Here is a 14,918-nt window from a genome sequence, read left to right as displayed (position 1 = left end):
TGACGGTGTTTGAGAAGGCGGCGTATCGTGGCGGGTGTCGAAGCCTGCCAGAACTTCCAGAAGGAACGATACGCCTATGACGAAGAATACCGACATCATCGCCCTGCGTCAGCCGGAATCTGTTGACGATCCGCTGACCGAGATTGCCCGGGATGGGGCGCGCCGGATGCTGGCCGCTGCACTTCGGGCAGAGGCTGACGCCTTCGTCGCTCAGCATGCCGAAGAGGTCCTGCCGGATGGCCGGCAGCGTATCGTCCGGCATGGGTATGGGCCGGAGCGAAGCATCCAGACCGGGATCGGCGCGCTTGATGTGCGCCGCCCGAAGGTGCGAGACCGCGCGGCCGGACCTGCTGACGAGAAGGTGCGGTTCAGCTCCGCCATCCTGCCGAAATGGGCGCGGCGGTCGCGCAGCCTCGATGCCCTGCTGCCAGTCCTCTACCTGCGCGGCATTTCCACCGGCGACTTCCGGGAGGCGCTCTCTGCGATCTTGGGGGCGGAGGCGCCAAACCTGTCGCCGGGCGTAATCTCGCGCCTGACCGGGGAATGGCAGCAGGAACATGACCGCTGGCAGCGCCGTGATCTTTCGGCGCGGCGGTATGTCTACATCTGGGCGGACGGCGTCTACCTCCAGGCCCGGATGGAGCCGCAGGCCGAGTGCATGCTGGTCATTCTGGGCGCCACGCCCGAAGGGAAGAAGGAACTGGTCGGCTTCCAGATCGGCGTTCGGGAAAGCGCGCAGAGTTGGCGCGAGTTGCCGGTCGACATCAAGGCCCGCGGCCTTGCCGTCCCGCCGGAGATCGCCGTGGGAGACGGGGCCATGGGGTTCTGGAAGGCGCTCGACGAGGTCTTCCCCGGCACGCGTCATCAGCGCTGTTGGGTCCACAAGATCGCCAACGTGCTGAACAAGTTCCCGAAATCGATGCAGCCGACGGTGAAGGCCGACCTGCGCGAGATATGGCAGGCCGAGACCCGCGCTAAGGCCAAGGCCGCCATGGACATCTTCGCCGAGAAATATGGGATCAAATACGAGAAGGCGGTAAACTGCCTGACAAAAGACCGCGACGCGCTGCTGGCGTTCTATGACTTCCCGGCCGACCATTGGGATCACCTGCGCACGGGCAACCCAATCGAAAGCGTCTTCGCCACCGTCCGGCACAGGACCGTCCGAACCAAGGGGGCGCTGTCGCAAACGACAGCGAAGCTGATGGTGTTCAAGCTCGTTCAGACCGCCGCCAAAACATGGCGCCGCCTGAAGGGCGCGAACCAGTTGCCTTTGGTCATCGAAGGCGTCACATTCACCGACGGTGTCGCCGAGAACGACACCGAAAACCGCGCCGCGTGATCAAGCCGCATCACCCAGATTTCAGCATAGCTCAAGGCCTTCGCGAGATCGCCCTTGCCGGGAATGCGTAGCAGTTGGGCCTCGGTCCATGCCTTGAAGGCCTAGACCATGGAGCGGGAGTGCGCCTGGCGTGCTGCCAGCCGCAGTTCCGCTGTCTTTTTTGCCCACCCGAACTATGGCCTGCGGTGCGTTCTTTCAGGCCTGTGGGACGAAGCGCTCGTCTTTGGCGGCACCGACATTCGGCGGTTTTCTCGAAGGCGCGCTTGAGGCGACGGAACATGCCTACACGTCCTTAAGACGGGTCGAGGGCGCTCAGAGAAGCGCTTATAACTGCATCTGCGTTCAGGCTGTCGCTGGGGAACCTGAAGGAGCGTTTTCTTGTTTAGGCGGCTTGATCAAGAAGAACAGCGCATACAATACCGGCACCGCGACCAGTGTCAGGATCGAGGCGAACGCGAGGCCACCCATGATTGTGACAGCCATCGATGCGAAGAAGGCGTCTGATATGAGCGGAATCATACCGAAAATCGTTGTGCCCGCAGCCAGCACGACGGGCCTCAAACGGCTGACCGAGCCATCGATCACCGCCTGATAGTCCTCGACATCTTCGGCGCGTTGCTGATCGATTTCTTCCACCAGCACAATGGCGTTCTTCATCAGCATCCCGGAAAGGGACAAGAAGCCGAGAAGCGCCGTGAACGTGAACGGGAGCCCCGTGAACAGCAGACCGAGAACCATGCCTGTGACCGACATCGGTACGACGAGCCACAATATCAGCGGCTGGCGCACCTTGTTGAACATCAGGATCGAGATCGTCAGCATCACAATGAGGCTGATCGGAAGCTGCTTGCCGAGACTTTCGTTGGCCATCTGCTGGCTTTCGTATTCGCCACCCCACTCCATCGAATAGCCGTCGGGGAGCCGCATCGCTTCGATCTCGTCGCGCACGCTGTTGAAGGCTTCGTTCGCAGTCAGATCCGGTCGCGCGCCGCCAAGAGCCGTGATCGTTCGCGCCCGGTCGCGCCGGTGGATCAGCGCCTCGACGAGGCGGGGCTCAAAGCTGGAGACGAGGTTGGCCATCGGCACATAATCATTTGCCCCCGGCGACCAGACCGAGAGGTCGCGCAAACGGTCCAGCCCGTCGCGCTCGACCTCGGGAAGCCGCAGATACATAGGGATTTCGGCATCGCCTTCGCGCAGGGTGCCCACCCGCAGGCCCGAGGTGCCGTATTGCACGGTGTCGGAAATCGATCCGCGAGTCGCACCGGCCAACCGCATGCGAGCCTCGTCGACGATGGGTTCGACGAGAATTTCGCGCTGCCGCCAGTCTGTGCGCGGGTTTTTGATCGTGCCGGCCTCGTCGAAGATCGCAAGCGCGTTATCCGATAGCTGCCGGAGGACAACTGGATCGGGTCCGGAAAACCGGACGGCGACATCGGCCCCGGCAGGCGGACCGAAGACGATCTCCTCGACGCGGATAAGAGCATTGGGGAATTGCGCCGGCAGTTCACGATTGAGACGCGCCGCAACATCGGGGATGAGTGTGGCATCGGTCGCACGCACGATCAGCTGACCGTAGCTCGCATCGGCCTGCTCAGGGTTGTAGGTCAGCATGAAGCGGCTGGCCCCTCGCCCGACAAGCGTCGTCACGTCCGTCACGATCTCCTCGCCTAAGATGATCGCCTCCAGCCGAGCGATTTCTTCATTCGTGACTCGAATGTCCGTGCCTTGCGGCATCTGGAATTCGACGTAGAATATCGGGGTGTTCGACGCCGGAAAAAAAGCCTGTTTGACCTGACCAAAGGCCATGACCGACCAGACCGTGATTCCGACGATCGTCAGGACGACGAGCACACGGGCGCGCAGCGCCAGCCTGAGGAAACCGCGGTAGGCCGAATAGACGAAGCCGCGATAGGGGTCCTTGGAGGTGTTTTTTGGCGCCTTCAGAAGGAGCTTCCCAAGATAGGGTGTAACGGTCACGGCGAGGATCCAGCTCATCAGCAACGAAATCGCGATAACCGCGAAAAGCGAAAACAGAAATTCGCCGGTGGCATCTGGCGACAGTCCAATTCCAGAGAACGCCATGATCCCGATCACGGTAGCCCCAAGCAGAGGAAATGATGTCGCGGTCTCGGTATCGGCGGCGGCGTCTTCGGCGGACTTGCCCCGTGCCATGCCAATCAGCATGCCTTCGGCGATCACGATGGCGTTGTCGACCAGCATACCCATAGCGATGATCAGCGCCCCAAGACTGATCCGTTCCATCTCGATGCCGAAGACAGACATGAAAAACAGCGTGGAAAACACCGTTAGGCCCAGCGTGGCACCCACCACCAGACCCGCGCGCCAACCCATGGTCAGCATCAGCGCCCCGATGACGATGGCCACGGATTGACCGAGGCTGACAAGAAAGCTCGAGACCGCTTCGTCGACGACCTTATGCTGTTCATAGATCGGTACGATCTCGACGCCGTCCGGCAATTCGGTCTTCAGTTGGTCCAGTCGTGCCTCGACCGATCTGCCGACCTCGACAACGTTGCGGTCCACGAGCGCCGAGACCCCAAGAGTGAAAGCTCGCGTGCCATTGTGACGCACGATCTGGCTCGGCCGCTCTGTCTCCTCTCGGACCACGCGGGCGATGTCGTAGAGCGCAATCTGCCCGACCTCTCCGGGGGCGCCGAGCCGCAGCGCCTCAATGCCCTCGACGCTGACATAACCCGGCGGAACGGACACACCTAGCCGAGACAGCCCTTCGCTGATCTCGCCGTTGGAGAAAACCTGGTTCTCGTCGGCGATGATACCGAGGATCTGGTCCGGTGGCAGCCCCAGTTCGGTCAGGCGCGCCGAAGGGACCGAGATGATGATCTCCTCTTCCGCCAGCCCCTGAACCTCGATCTTGGCCACCCCGTCGACGGTGACAAAGCCGCGCCGCAGTTTAGTCGCGAGGTCTCGCTGTTCCGAGGCGCTCAACCCATCGGCCGTCACAGCGTAGAACATGCCGTAGACGTCGCCGAAATCGTCATTGATGATCGGAGACTGCGCACCGGAGGGGAACTCTCTTTCGATGTCGCGGATGCGGCGGCGCATTTCGTCCCAGACCTGTGGGATCTCGTCGGGCCCATAGGTCATCTCGATCTCGACCGTGATCTGGGCCATGCCCGGCATGGATTTCGATTCCACCCGGTCGAGCTGCTTCATCTGTTGGAGTGCGCTTTCCACGACATCGGTGACTTCCTCTTCCACCTCCATCGCCGTCGCGCCCGGATAGGGCACGAAAACGAGCGCCGTCTTGAGCGTGAAACTCGGGTCTTCGAGGCGTCCGACCGTGTTCAGCCCCCACAAACCGCCGAGAAGGCAAAAGATAATTGCCAGCCAAACGGCGACCGGACGTCGGATGCTTGCGCGGGAAATACTCATTGTCATGGTTTCGGTTTTCCGGTCCAGGATCGTTCAGAGGCCGCGAACCGCGACTGTTTCGTTTTCCTTCAGGCGCCACCACCCGCCGGACACAACCAGTTCGTCTCCGGAGAGCCCCTCAAGCACGACGATTTCGTCGTCGTTCGGCAGCCCCAGGCGGATCGTCTTACGGGACACCCGGCCGGTCCCCTCGTCATACAGCCAGATGGACGGCTCGCTCCGGCTCGTCGTGTCGATCGCCGAGACCGGGACGACTACCAACCGCGATTGCGCACCCTCCGCGGCGGCGGCTACGCGCACATTCGCCGTCATTCCGGGCAGCAATCTCGGGTCGATGGCGCCCTCGATTGCAAACTCTACGTCATAGGTTTGGGCTGTGGGGTCTGCATCGGTCACGAATGTCCGCAGATACAGAGTTGCGTCATACCCCGGCACGGCGGGGAAAGAGGCGGTTACCCTGAATGCATCGGGCTGGGCCCGTGCCATCGCAGCGAGTTCCTCGGGCAGCGAAATCCGCACCCGCATTTCACTGATGTCCTGCAACCTGGCAATCGGAGCCGCAGGGGTGACGTTCGAAAACTCCTCCAGAAAGATGCGCGCGACAATGGCGTCGAAGGGCGCGGTGATCGTGGCTTGAGCCAAGCGTCGCTCCGCTTCACGCAGGGCGACTTCTGCCTGAGCAAGCTGCGCGCGGTTCGTTTCAAGTCGGGCGTCGGTCGCCACCCCTTTCTCGGTCAGACTCAACGCACGATCGTATTCGGATTTTGCGAGGTCGAAAGAGGCCTGCGCCCGATCCACGGCCAATTCGAAATCGACTGGGTCGAGCGCGGCAATTAAATCGCCTTTCTCAACCCGAGTCCCGGCATCTACCGTGAGGTCGGAAAGCTGACCCGAAACCTGAAAGGCGATATCCACGGTCCGGGCGGGCTCCACGCGGCCTGCCAGGCTGCGCGCTCTATCGCTATCGCGAAGCTCGGCACGCGATACTTCGACCGTGACCGGCTGGGCCATATCTTGCTCGGCGCTTCCTTGCGCATCGGCACCGGAAACCTCATCCGTAGTCTGCGCGAAGACCTTGGATGCGATGTCCGGGTTGAATTGCACAAGAAGGACAATGGCGAGAAGGAGGGCGACCAATCCAGCGGCACCTCCTAGGAAGTATCTGGTTCTATTCAAGCTCATTTATCATGTCCCACAATCTGTCGATGGCGGCGTCTTGCTGATCGGCATCACCATCCGCGAGGCGAAGGAGCCTCTGGAAACGAAGACCCTGGATCGCCAAAAAGAGAACCATCGCCGCAGTGTCGTCCTGCGCGTCCGAACGGATGCGCTCGACATCACGGGACAGCTCTCTTCTCAGCGGGTCCAGAAGATTCGGATCCGACGCCGAAACCGCGAGAATAGCCATCGAAAGGTCATCATCGGTGCTTCTGGCTTGCAGAACTGTCTCGAGATGACCGCGCAGGGTGCGGGAACTGTGCCCTTCCGGGACCGACGCCAGACGTTCGCGGTGCTCCGCGAGCATTTCGTCGAGCAGCCCGGCCAGAAGCGCTTTCTTGGTGGGGAAGTTGTACAACACCCCACCCTTGCTGAGGCCGGATTCCCGAGCGACGGCGTCGATCGTGATCTTTCCCGCGCCTTCTCGCAGCGCAATCGCCCGCGCAGCGCCGAGAATCTTTGGCGAGGCGTTCTTCGGTTGCTTTTCCACTTGTGCAGTCACCCTGTACCGTCCGGTCGGTTAAGTCATTGGGCGAACTAATGCGCTGCCCCGTATTTGGCAAGCGAGCTCAATCTGAAAATTTGTCTCTGTGGCCGCTACCGTAAAGTCGCAGGAATGCAGCGACCGCTTCGCGCGCATGTTTCTCGCGGTGGACTGGTCGTTTCACTGCGAGAAGGCGCGGCATAAGTAGCCCCGAAACGCAAAGGTGTATGAAGTGATCGGACGCGCGCCGGGCGTCATCGACATCGAGCGCGCCTTCGCGCGTAAGGCGCTCCAGAACCCGCCCGACGAGTTCGCGGGCCGGTTTCGGGCCTGCGCGAAAATACACCTCACCCACTTCGGGAAGCGCCTCGGAGGCGCCGATGCACGTTCGCAGGAGACGGATGTAGGTGTCGTCCAAGATGAGGTCGACCATGCGCAGGGCGAGTTCTTCCAACCGGGCGCGCGGCTCCAAAGACGCGGTCAAGGGCCGGAGGATTTCGTCCGCAAGCCGACCGCACTCGGATTCAACCACGCTCAGGAACAGTTGCTCCTTGGTCGGGTAATACGAATACATGGTTGCCTTCGACACTTTTCCCTCGGCGGCAATCGCATCGACCGTGGCTCCTTCATAACCGCATCGGAAGAAGACCTCGCGCGCACCAACCATGACGTCGGCCAACTTTCTCTCGCGCATCTCGTTCTCTCTATCCCAGGCAGGACTAGGCGGTTACAAGCTTTACTGTACCGTCTAGTGAGTATAGTAGATAGAAGTTGATTTAGCAGCAAAGCGTAAAGCTGTGCGGATCTACCCCACCAAGCGCCGCTTGGCGGCTTTTTCTAGCGCCGTTTTCAATTCGTCATGAGCTTCGGGTCTGATTCTGCCTGAGTTGTTCTCGGGCGCGGGATTATCCCGCGAACAGGAGGGGTACCGTCATTCTGCCGCGCTTGCGGTCCCGACAAAGGCACCCTCGGCCTCCCAGCGGCGTGCGATCGAGCCAAGCTTGTCCAGCACGCCGCGCAGTTCCGCGCCGCGCTCAGTCAGTCCGTATGTGACAGCGGGTGGGATGGTCATGGCCTGCTCGCGCCAAACAACGCCAGCATGTTCCAGCATTCTCAGCCTCTCGGTCAGAACGCGAGTGGAAATTCCGGGCACCAAACGCTTGAGCGCGCCGAAACGCTGCGGTCCCTGCTCGGACAGAACCCAGAGTATATAGATCGTCCAAGGGCCTGTAATGACACGCAGAAGCGCCTCCATCGGGCATAAGGGGGGCTGGACGCTCTTCATCGTGGATTATCCTCGCGGTTAAAGTAATCTAGTTACTTTTAAGTGCCTACTTTCACGAACAATGCAAGACACCTAAAGGTACTTAGAGCGGAAACTGCGGCTGAACAAGCCCTTGCAAACAGGGAGTGCGGTGATGAGTGACAACGTGGCAAAGTATGTCTACTGGATCGCGACCGGCCTTGTGGCGCTGGTCTATCTGGGTGCGGCGACTTTCTACATCTCATCCCACGATATGGTCGCGGGCATGTATCGCGAGGTGTTGGGCTATCCCACATACATCATCTGGCCGCTCGCGATTTTGAAGATTGTCGGCGCGGTGGTGATTCTCTGGCGCCCTTCGGCGATGCTGGCGGACTGGGCTTACGCGGCGATGTTCTGGCATCTGGTGTTGGCGTTCGGGGCGCATGTCGGCGCGGGCGATCCAGGCTGGCCACCGGCTCTTGCGACCTGGGTGCTCCTGATCGCCTCGTGGATGACAGCCAATCGCGTGCGTGCGGTAAAGTCGGCATATGCGCCGACGTTTCCGACAGAGACGAATTAATCCGATGCGGAGTTGCCACGGCGCTGGCCATCCACCCTCGGGCTTGGGGTTCAAAAGGACGACAGAATGACCGAAAGGCAGCCGACAGTGTTTGTTCCCCATGGAGGCGGCCCTTGCTTCTTCATGGACTGGAACCCGCCTGACACCTGGGACAGGCACCGCAGATTCCTTGAGGCTTTGCCTGCGAGCCTGCCGGCAAAGCCCAAGGCGCTTCTCGTGATCTCAGGCCATTGGGAGGAACGGGTGTTTACCGTGCAGACCAACTCCGCGCCGCCGCTGCTGTTCGACTATCAGGGGTTTCCCCCCCATACTTATCAGCTGACCTGGCCCGCGCCAGGCGATCCTACGCTGGCGGCCCGTGCAAGCGAGCTATTGAAGAACGGCGCGGGTTTTGAAACCCGGGCCGACGCTACGCGTGGCTTCGATCATGGGGTGTTTGTTCCGCTAAAGGTGGCTTTGCCTGAGGCCGACATACCTACCGTCCAACTGAGCCTGCGCGACGATCTCGACGCTGAGGCGCATCTTGCTGCTGGTCGCGCGTTGGCGCCCTTGCGAGACGAAGGTGTTCTGATCATCGGGTCCGGCAACACCTATCACAACATGGGCAAGATGATGCGGGCGATGAGGGGCGGACCCGATGGCCCGGTGAACGGCGGCGACTTTGACCGATGGCTCACGGGTGCGGTGACCCATGAAGACCCCGGGGCGCGCCGCGCCATGCTGGCTGCTTGGGATCGGGCACCCGGCGCACGCGACGCCAATCCGCGCGAGGAACATCTAATTCCATTGCACGTCGTGGCCGGCGCCGCGCTTGCGGATCGGGGGGAAAAGACCCTCGAGGATCACGTATTGGGCGCGGTCGAAAGCGCGTTCAGATTTGGATAGGACCAGATATGTGCTTCGAACTTCCCTTGCGGCAGGGTCCGCGCCCCGAAACCACCGAGTGCGCCCCGCATGAGCAAGTGTCGCAGAACTCCTCGGCCGAGATTCACGCATTGTTCAAGCAGAAGGCCTTCGCCCTGCCCTTCGTCGAGCGTTGCCGATCGGGTATTTCGGTCCCCGGCGCCGAAGCATTAGTCCTGCCGCGGCCGCATGCCTGCGGCCCGCGCGAAGCCTTCATGATCGGACGCGAATTTGCGCATGTGCATCCCGCCTATGACGGGTCGTCGCACATGATGCTGCCGCTGGCGGCGGTTGAGGAACTCATCGCGAAGGGATGGGGCGAACAGCACCCGATGGCCTCGGCCGGATACATCCCGGCCAATGCGATCATGGCCTTTGCTCCACGCGATGAGGCAGAGGTCGATGTGATGATCAAAATCCTGACCACAAGCTGGGGTTTCGCGCGCGGCAAGCTGGCGAATCCCGCCCCCACCCAAATCCACGATTGATCGCAAGCGCGCTTGCAGAAACATCAAGATAAGAGAGATACCATGTCCAACATCCAGAACGGCCCCTTCATCGTGACCGGCGCGTCCGGACAACTTGGCCGGCAGGTGGTCGACCTGCTGGTTCAGGCAGGTGCCGGGCCGGTCATCGCGATCTCGCGCACTCCCGACAAGCTTGCCGATCTGGCGGGAAAAAGAGTCGAGGCGCGCGAGGGCGATTTCAACGACCCGGCTTCTCTTGAAGCAGCCTTCGCGGGCGGCAAGCGTCTCCTCATCATCTCCACCGACGATCTGGAGCCGGGCAAGCGGCTCGCAGCTCATTCCAATGCGATTGCTGCGGCCAAGATGGTAGGTATCGACCACATCGTCTATACCTCCTTCGCAGGCCCGGTCGCGGAAAGTCCGATCGGATTCGCTCAAGACCACGAAGGGACCGAGAAGCTGATCACGGAAAGTGGGGCGGATCATACGATCCTACGCAACAATATGTACACCGACTTTCTGTTGATGGGCGGCCAGCAGAGCGTCGCCATGGGCACGCATTTCTCTGCCGCAGCAGATGGCAAGACCGGATATGTGACACGCGCGGATTGCGCCCGTGCCGCAGCCGCGGCGCTAATGAAAGCTACGGGAAGGGAGACCCTCGATATCACCGGGCCGGAGACGGTCAGCCAGGCCGAGGTCGCGGCGATCTTGTCCGAAATTGCGGGTAAGGAAATCCCCTATGTCGCCCTGCCCGCCGAGGATCTGGTGCAGGCGATGATCGCAAATGGACTGCCGGAGTTCATGGCGAGGGTCTTTGCCTCCTTCGACGAAGCAATCGCGCAGGGCTATCTCGATGTGGCCAGCGGCGATCTCGAATCGCTCACCGGCAAGCCCGGACAGTCGGTGGCCGATTTCCTGGCCGCTAACCGCGCGGCGCTTCTTCAGGCGCCGCAGGAACAATAATGCTGGAAAATGTCATGAGGCTTTACAACGCGAACTTCTCACCGAATGCGCTGCGTGTACGGGCGGTGGCGCACGAACTGGGCGTGGAACTCGAAATCGTCGAGGTCGACATCCGTGCCGGGGACAACCGCGCGGCGGAATTTCTTGCCCGCAATTCAAATGCAAAGGTGCCTGTTTTGGAGGACGGGAATTTCGTGCTCTGGGAGTCCCGGGCGATCTGTGCCTATCTGGCCGGGATCCGGCCCGAGGCAGGGCTCTATCCTGATGGCCTCAAGACGCGGGCCCTCGTCGATCAGTGGGCCTGGTGGCAAGCCATCCACCTTGGCCCGGCGATGCAGAAGTTGTCCTTTGAGCTGTTCCTCAAAGAGAAATTCGGCATGGGCGATCCTGATCCTACTGTGGTCGAAGCGGAACGGAAAGCCACCGATCAGTTCCTTGCCGTTCTGGAAACCGGACTCGACGATAAGGATTGGATTGCAGGCGCACTCAGCCTTGCCGACTTCTATCTGGCGACGACATTCATGTATCGCGACCAAGCGGGGATTTCGCTGGACGAATTCCCCAGAATCGCGGGCTGGATCGGCCGGCTTGAAGCGCGTGACAGCTGGCAGAAGGCCGTAGCACCGCTTCTTGCGCTCTTCGCCTGACATCGCGCTCGCCGCGATGATTGAACGATCATCCCGATTTCGGACCAACCCTCTTCGGCATCCCAATAGTTTGCGATTTTTTACATCGCGTCCAACACCGACCCTCTGCCAGCTTTGGCCAGAGCGATCCGGCGGTCGTCGAAACTCCTTTGCGGTCAATGATGGCAGAACAGCATGTCCGGCAAAGCGAGGACTAACACCGGCTGACACGGGAAAAACGAGACTATTGAAGCGACCCGCCCCGCCCCAGCAACCGTTACCGAATGGCCGAGATGCAGCGTTGCCACGACCATGCGACGGCTGGTCGGGCTGGCTCCGGAGGAGACGGCACGGCCAGCGGTACGTCGCAGGGAGAGGCAGCGTTTCAGCTCGGGGAGGGCGGCTGCATGCAAGGGCATCGCATACGACCAGGTTCCGGTGAACGTGCTGGCCGGCGAGACGCGCCAGCCCGAGCACCTCGCCCGCCATCCCTTCGGCAAGGTGCCGGTGCTCGACATCGACGGGATGCGCCTGCGCGAGACCGAGGCGATCGCCCGTTATCTCGAGGCGCGCAACCCCGATCAGGCGATGTGGCCGGCCGATCCCAAGCGCCGCGCCAAGGCCGACGAGACGGCCGCGCTGATCGGCAACTACGGCTATGGCGCGATCATTGGCTTTGTCGCCTACCACCTGTTCCCTGATCTGGTCGGCGGCAAGAACGAAGATGCGCGGCGGCAGAACCTTGACGCCGCGGTGCGCCTTGCCGGGCTTGTGATCGAGAACCGGGGCGGTTCGCTCTGGCTCGCGGGGGATGCTCCGGGCTATGCTGATTATCTGCTTGGCCCGCTGGTCGCCTATGCCACGATGACAGAGGATGGCGGCGCGCTGATGGCGGTGCCGGGCATGTCCGACTGGTGGACGCAGCTGGCCGCCGATGCGGCCTTCACGGCCACCGCCCCGAACCTGGGCTGAACCGACCAAGGAGGTTATGATGATCACGCTGACGATCAACGGCGCGCGGCGCGAGGTATCTGCCGCGCCGGACACGCCGCTTCTGTGGGTGCTGCGCGACGAACTGGGCCTGACTGGCACCAAGTTCGGCTGCGGCGTGGCGTCCTGCGGCGCCTGCACGGTGCATCTGGACGGGGTGCCGGCGCGGTCCTGCCAGAGCGCGGTGGGCGATCTGGAGGGGGTGGAGATCACCACCATCGAGGGCGCGTCCGATGCCGCCGCAAAGGCGGTCCGCGCCGCCTGGGTCGAGATCGAGGTGCCGCAATGCGGCTATTGCCAGTCCGGGCAGATCCTGTCGGCCGCGGCGCTTCTGGCCGGGACGCCGAAGCCGACCGACGCCGACATCGACGCGGCGATGGAGGGCAACCTCTGCCGCTGCGCCACCTATGCGCGGATCCGCAAGGCGGTCCACCGCGCCGCTGAGATCATGGAGGGCTGACCATGCTGGACCGGATCATCGCGGGGGCCGTTCCCGCCGTTCGCGCCGCGCCGCTGTCGCGCCGTGGCTTCCTGAAACTTTCCGCCGGTGCCGCGGGCGGGCTGATGCTGGGCGCGGCGCTGCCCGTAGGGCGGGCGGCCGCCGAGGGGGCCGCCGAAGGGCTAGCCACGCCCTTCGTCCATATCCGCCCCGACAACAGGGTGGTGGTGATCGTCAAGCACCTCGACAAGGGCCAGGGCACGGCGACCGGGCTTGCCACGCTGGTGGCCGAGGAACTTGATGCCGATGCCGCGCAGGTCACGACCGAATTCGCCCCCGCCAATACCGCGCTTTATGCCAACACGTTGATGGGGGTGCAGGGCACCGGCGGCTCGACTGCCATGGCCAATTCCTGGCAGCAGTATCGCGAGGCGGGCGCCACCGCGCGGGCCATGCTGGTGGCCGCCGCGGCCGAGACCTGGGGCGTGGATCCTGCCGTCGTCACCGTGGCGGGCGGCCGGGTCAGCGCCGGGAACAACAGCGCCACCTTCGGCGACCTGGCCGAGGCCGCGGCGCGTCAGACGGTGCCCGGCGAGGTGACGCTTAAATCGCCCGATCAGTGGGTCTATATCGGCAAGTCTTTCCCCCGCGTCGATGTGACGCGCAAGACGGAAGGCAGCACGGGCATGTTCGGCATGGATGCGCGGATCGAGGGCATGGTCCATGCCGTCAGCCTGCGCAGCCCGCGCTTCGGCGGCACGCTTGCCACGCTCGACGACAGCGCCGCCCGCGCCATGCCCGGCGTGATCGACGTGATCCGCCTGCCCGACCGCGCCACCGTCATCGCCGAAACCACCTGGGCTGCGATCCGGGCGCGCGACGCGCTGGTGGCCGAGTGGGATTTCAGCGCGGCCGAGAACCGTGGCACCGAGGAGCTGCGCGCCGAATACGCGGCGCTTCTCGACCGCGAGGGCACGCAGTTCCACGCGGCCGAGCCCACGGGCCGAGAAGCCGCGCAGGTGATCGAGGCGGATTATTTCTTCCCCTATCTCGCCCATGCGCCGATGGAGCCGATCGACGTGACGGTCCGCTTAGACGGCACGGCAGCCACCTTCTGGACCGGCTCGCAGATCCAGACCCTCGATCAGAACATTGGCGCGCAGGTCCTGGGCATCGCCCCCGAGGCGGTGACGATCAACACGCTCTGGGGCGGGGGGTCGTTCGGGCGGCGGGCGATCTATGACAGCCACTACGTCGCCGAGGCGGCGATGGTGGCGAAGGCCTGGCTCGACGCGCATGGCGAGGCGCGCCCGATCAAGCTGGTGTGGACGCGCGAGGACGACATCCGCGGCGGCTACTACCGCCCGATGCACATGCACCGGGTCCGCGCCGGACTGGACGCCGAAGGCAACATAGCCTTCTGGCAGCACCGGGTAGTGGGTCAGGGCATAATGCTGGGAACGGCCTTCGAGCCTTTCGCAGTGAAGGACGGGGTGGACAGTTCCTCGGTCGAGGGGCTGGGCGAAAGCTCGCCCTATGCGATCCCGGGCTGGACGGCGGACGTGCATCATCCGCGCGTCGGCGTGCCGGTGCTGTGGTGGCGCTCGGTTGGCCATACCCACACCGCCTATGTCGTCGAGACGATGATGGACGAGCTGGCACAGGCGGCCGGTGCCGACCCGGTGGAATTCCGCCTGCGCTACCTTGCCGATCCCCGCGCGCGCGGCGTTCTGGAAATGGCCGCCGACAAGGCCGGCGCCCTGCCCGAGGGGCTGACGCGCGGCATCGCGGTGCACAAGAGTTTCGGCTCCTATGTGGCCGAGGTGGCCGACGTGAGGATGCGCGAGGACGGCAAGGTCAAGGTCGTGCGCGTGACCTGCGCGGTCGATTGCGGCGTACCGATCAACCCCTCGAACATCCGCGCCCAGATCGAAGGCGGTCTGGGCTACGGCCTGTCGGCGATCCTTCGCGAGGAGATCACCCTGACCGAGGGCGAAGTGGACCAGTCGAACTTCTACGACTACACGCCCCTGCGCATCACCGACATGCCCGAGGTCGAGGTGCATATCCTGCCTTCTACCCAGGCCCCCACCGGTATCGGAGAGCCCGGCACCCCGCCGATCGGCCCCGCCGTTGCCAATGCCGTGCGCCGGGCGACCGGGCAGGCGGTGCGCGAGCTGCCCTTTTCGCGGCACGGCCTGGCCTGACCCCGGTCGTAGGGCCGCAACGCCACGGGCGCA

At 63.0% G+C, this 14,918-nt stretch carries 14 protein-coding genes; 9 read left to right on the top strand and 5 right to left on the bottom strand.

From position 1 onward, the window contains the following. Positions 1–76 precede the first annotated feature (76 nt). Positions 77–1,342: an IS256 family transposase gene (locus BOO69_RS21265; RefSeq protein ID WP_027264277.1), complete on the top strand. Its 1,266-nt coding sequence runs from the start codon at positions 77–79 to the stop codon at positions 1,340–1,342. A gap of 342 nt (positions 1,343–1,684) precedes the next feature. Here the strand turns inward: BOO69_RS21265 and BOO69_RS21260 are convergent, their stop codons facing one another. From BOO69_RS21260 to BOO69_RS21240, 5 genes are all read right to left on the bottom strand, one after another. Next, positions 1,685–4,765 carry an efflux RND transporter permease subunit gene (locus tag BOO69_RS21260; RefSeq protein WP_083545804.1) on the bottom strand — a complete coding sequence of 1,027 codons (3,081 nt, stop codon included), beginning with the start codon at positions 4,763–4,765 and terminating at the stop codon, positions 1,685–1,687. 27 nt (positions 4,766–4,792) lie between these two features. Beyond that, positions 4,793–5,896 carry an efflux RND transporter periplasmic adaptor subunit gene (locus BOO69_RS21255; protein WP_237267656.1) on the bottom strand — a complete coding sequence of 368 codons (1,104 nt, stop codon included), beginning with the start codon at positions 5,894–5,896 and terminating at the stop codon, positions 4,793–4,795. Positions 5,897–5,927: 31 nt separating this feature from the next. Next, positions 5,928–6,467 (bottom strand): TetR/AcrR family transcriptional regulator, encoded by a 540-nt coding sequence (locus BOO69_RS21250; protein WP_036051552.1) that lies wholly within the window; start codon positions 6,465–6,467, stop codon positions 5,928–5,930. Between the two features lie 79 nt (positions 6,468–6,546). Further along, positions 6,547–7,155 (bottom strand): TetR/AcrR family transcriptional regulator, encoded by a 609-nt coding sequence (locus BOO69_RS21245; protein ID WP_036051549.1) that lies wholly within the window; start codon positions 7,153–7,155, stop codon positions 6,547–6,549. Between the two features lie 237 nt (positions 7,156–7,392). Then, entirely contained in the window at positions 7,393–7,746 is a 354-nt protein-coding gene (locus BOO69_RS21240; RefSeq protein ID WP_027264294.1) for a winged helix-turn-helix transcriptional regulator, read from the bottom strand. 133 nt (positions 7,747–7,879) lie between these two features. On the opposite strand from BOO69_RS21240, the gene BOO69_RS21235 reads away from it, so the two are divergent. The 8 genes from BOO69_RS21235 (at position 7,880) to BOO69_RS21200 (ending at position 14,885) form a co-directional block, all read left to right on the top strand. Then, complete coding sequence (locus BOO69_RS21235; RefSeq protein ID WP_036051544.1) at positions 7,880–8,287, top strand: DoxX family protein; 408 nt, start codon at positions 7,880–7,882, stop codon at positions 8,285–8,287. 66 nt (positions 8,288–8,353) lie between these two features. Beyond that, complete coding sequence (locus tag BOO69_RS21230; protein WP_027264292.1) at positions 8,354–9,172, top strand: DODA-type extradiol aromatic ring-opening family dioxygenase; 819 nt, start codon at positions 8,354–8,356, stop codon at positions 9,170–9,172. A gap of 26 nt (positions 9,173–9,198) precedes the next feature. Beyond that, on the top strand, positions 9,199–9,678 hold the full coding sequence (locus tag BOO69_RS21225; protein ID WP_237267655.1) for a luciferase domain-containing protein: 480 nt from the start codon (positions 9,199–9,201) through the stop codon (positions 9,676–9,678). A gap of 42 nt (positions 9,679–9,720) precedes the next feature. After that, positions 9,721–10,623: an SDR family oxidoreductase gene (locus tag BOO69_RS21220; protein WP_027264291.1), complete on the top strand. Its 903-nt coding sequence runs from the start codon at positions 9,721–9,723 to the stop codon at positions 10,621–10,623. Continuing rightward, positions 10,623–11,270, top strand: coding sequence for a glutathione S-transferase family protein (locus BOO69_RS21215; protein ID WP_051372683.1), 648 nt, complete (start codon positions 10,623–10,625; stop codon positions 11,268–11,270). The genes BOO69_RS21220 and BOO69_RS21215 overlap by 1 nt, the downstream gene beginning before the upstream one ends. Before the next feature lie 291 nt (positions 11,271–11,561). Continuing rightward, entirely contained in the window at positions 11,562–12,221 is a 660-nt protein-coding gene (locus tag BOO69_RS21210; RefSeq protein WP_081710583.1) for a glutathione S-transferase family protein, read from the top strand. Between the two features lie 19 nt (positions 12,222–12,240). Continuing rightward, positions 12,241–12,699, top strand: a complete 459-nt coding sequence (locus BOO69_RS21205; protein WP_027264289.1) for a (2Fe-2S)-binding protein — start codon at positions 12,241–12,243, stop codon at positions 12,697–12,699. A gap of 2 nt (positions 12,700–12,701) precedes the next feature. Continuing rightward, complete coding sequence (locus BOO69_RS21200; protein WP_027264288.1) at positions 12,702–14,885, top strand: xanthine dehydrogenase family protein molybdopterin-binding subunit; 2,184 nt, start codon at positions 12,702–12,704, stop codon at positions 14,883–14,885. Positions 14,886–14,918: the final 33 nt, after the last annotated feature.

It is taken from the genome of Sulfitobacter alexandrii (genome assembly GCF_001886735.1).
In the GTDB taxonomy this organism is placed as follows: domain Bacteria; phylum Pseudomonadota; class Alphaproteobacteria; order Rhodobacterales; family Rhodobacteraceae; genus Sulfitobacter; species Sulfitobacter alexandrii.
Note: the sequence above shows the minus strand (reverse complement) of the source record. Positions and strands in the feature narration are given on the sequence as shown.